This is a genomic window from Porphyromonas sp. HMSC065F10 (assembly GCF_001808555.1).
Taxonomy (GTDB): domain Bacteria; phylum Bacteroidota; class Bacteroidia; order Bacteroidales; family Porphyromonadaceae; genus Porphyromonas_A.
Genome location: NZ_KV793730.1, coordinates 107553 through 109985 on the forward strand (window position 1 = coordinate 107553; position 2433 = coordinate 109985).

The following is a 2433-nucleotide window of genomic DNA, read 5'->3' on the forward strand; positions in this document are numbered from 1 at the left end:
GCTGAGATCGTTGTGGATGTTGCCAAGGTCTCTGCTGAGACGAAAGCTTACCAGCCTATCCCCATCATAGCGAACTTCACAAACGAAAATGGCTCCGACAGTCTGCGTGAGACTATTGAAGCCAATTATCGCCAAGTCAAGCAAGAGGTACTGTCTCTTGTAGACTCTGAGACTGCTCGTATCAAAGCTGACCCAACACTCTCTCACCTGATTAAGGAGTAACTTGAGATGCTAAAAGCCAATATCCCCAAGTAGCTTTTGAAGCATATTGCCCGAAGTTTGCACCAATCTAAAGTCAACTGTTTGATTCTCTAGGGGCTTGATATCTATCGTCTTGAAGTGACATAAAGCCTCTTGACGTGCTAAGGTATTATGAACAGCGGATAGATTGAGTATTTCTCCCTCTATTTGGTATTGCCTACATTCCACCCGCTAAGACAATTTCTCAAAGATTTCCTCTACAAAGCCTTCCTAGAGGAAATCTTTGAAATAACAACCGGCAAGCACATCTGTCTAGATGATAAGACGATGAGAGGAGTTAAGAAGCTAGACTTTGATGCCGACAGTCATTGCGTCACAGCTTTTGATCCCAAGCTGCAAGCCTCATTGGCTCAGGTATATATATCTACTAAGTCTAACGAAATCAATGCCATCAAAGAGATTCTCAAGGCTCTAGATCTACGAGACACCGTCATCTCCATTGCCGCTATCGGCACTCAGACTGAGATCGCAAAGGCAGTGGTTGAAAAAAAGGCGACTACATACTTCAAGTTAAAGACAATCAGAAACTAATGATAGAGCAAATAGATGATATTATGCTAAGAGACGTCATTTGAATTTAGAGTTTAACAGCTCTCGGATTTGTTCTTCATTCATTAGGTATCTATTAGGAAGCGATTCGAACTCGTTCCATTTCTCGAGCATTTTTTCGTATTGCGATAGCATTCGATGATGGCTATTGTAATATCCATTGGATAGTTCCTGTATTTCAGAGTATCTGTCTAGGTCATCAATAAAGTACTTTACATACGCCATATGGTAACATTCATTATTCCCATCAAAGCCAGGAAACTTAACATCCTCGTCAGTCAGAGATATGTCTGTATTTTCACGCTTAAGGGCTCTGTATGAATAAATAATTCCTCTGTACATCTCTAGTATATCCAGTACTTTTCTGCACTCATTTATAGATAATTCATCTTCACTTAGTTCAATCATCATATCCGCATAATGCAAAGAGAAACCTTGCTGAAGTGCGTTTCTGTATTGTGAGTATTCCTCACTTTGTTCTGGATATAGTTTCTCTAAAATCTTTAAAAGGTAAATATACTCCAACCTCTCTTTCTTCGTAAGACTAAGATGCTCGTTGTTCATATTATTATTAATGCTAAAGTTATAGGATATACAAAGGTACTATTTTTGAGGGATCGGTGATAGCTTGCATTTGGTTAATTCCCATTTCCACATTCTAGTGACAAGTGCAACATAGTTACAGATGTAGGGAAAAAACCTCGTAGGGAGTTTTATAGCCAAAGTTTTTACGAGGTATATTGCGTATTTTCCACTCCAAAATGCAATTTGGAGTGGAGCTCGCCCTGCTCCGGACGCCCCCTCCTCTCCTAGGAGGGCGGGAGGAGCAGGTAGCGAGCTACCGAGACGAAAAAAGGGACGATGCGCTCACCGTCCCTTTAAGGTTAATGCAGTATATTTGCTGTTGAAACAAAAACTTAGCTATATACAAGTATGCATCTAACCCAAGCGCAAAGATACGAAATTGCTGCTCTTCTGAAGACTGGCACATCTCAAAAAAAGATCGCAGAGGTCATAGGAGTACACCCTAGCACCATCTGTAGAGAGATTAAGAGGAATTTGACATCTGCTGGCAACTATAGCCCTACTCAGGCTCATATGTTTGCCAAAGAGCGACAAGACTGGAAGAGCAAAGCAAGAGCTAAATTGACGAACGCTATGAAAGCTGATATTGTCCAATGCATTGTAGAGCATAAATGGTCTCCAGAGCAAATTGCTGGAAGGCGAAAGCTGGAGGGCAAGCCGATGGTCGGTAAGACCTCCATTTACAAGTTCCTGCATCAAGACAAGAAAGCTGGAGGCGAGCTTTATAAACATACAAGGCATGGGCTAGCTTATCGCAAGCGACGCTTGGCCGTACCAATAAAAACAGACTGGTCTAAGCGAAAGTCCATAGAAACTCGTCCTGAGTGCATTTGACCAGAAGGCGCGAGTAGGAGATTTTGAGATGGACACCATTATAGGGAAAGAGCAGAAAGGGGTAATCCTGACGCTTGTAGAGCGTGTTACAGGCTTTACTATCATACGACTGCTGGAGCATGGCAAGGATCGTATTTTCCACTCCAAATTGCATTTTGGAGTGGAAAATACGGAAGACTTGCACGTACAGACGATTTGGTTTAT

Annotated in this window: 4 protein-coding genes and 1 pseudogene; 4 read left to right on the forward strand and 1 reads right to left on the reverse strand. The window is 41.9% G+C overall.

Annotated elements, in window-relative coordinates; genetic code table 11:
• Both HMPREF2890_RS09225 and HMPREF2890_RS00615 read left to right on the forward strand, forming a co-directional pair.
• A partial coding sequence (locus HMPREF2890_RS09225; RefSeq protein WP_246825211.1) for a conjugal transfer protein TraG occupies positions 1-222 on the forward strand: 222 nt, incomplete at its 5' end.
• Between the two features lie 192 nt (positions 223-414).
• Positions 415-792: an ISAs1 family transposase gene (locus tag HMPREF2890_RS00615; RefSeq protein ID WP_070463975.1), complete on the forward strand. Its 378-nt coding sequence runs from the start codon at positions 415-417 to the stop codon at positions 790-792.
• Between the two features lie 36 nt (positions 793-828).
• Here HMPREF2890_RS00615 and HMPREF2890_RS00620 read toward each other — a convergent pair whose 3' ends face one another.
• Positions 829-1374, reverse strand: coding sequence for a YfbU family protein (locus HMPREF2890_RS00620; RefSeq protein WP_070463978.1), 546 nt, complete (start codon positions 1372-1374; stop codon positions 829-831).
• Between the two features lie 369 nt (positions 1375-1743).
• Between HMPREF2890_RS00620 and HMPREF2890_RS09400 the strand changes: the two are divergent.
• Together HMPREF2890_RS09400 and HMPREF2890_RS09230 are read left to right on the forward strand one after the other, a co-directional pair.
• A pseudogene (locus tag HMPREF2890_RS09400) lies at positions 1744-1857 on the forward strand (helix-turn-helix domain-containing protein); the annotation flags it as partial.
• A gap of 111 nt (positions 1858-1968) precedes the next feature.
• Entirely contained in the window at positions 1969-2229 is a 261-nt protein-coding gene (locus tag HMPREF2890_RS09230; RefSeq protein ID WP_246825212.1) for a hypothetical protein, read from the forward strand.
• Positions 2230-2433: the final 204 nt, after the last annotated feature.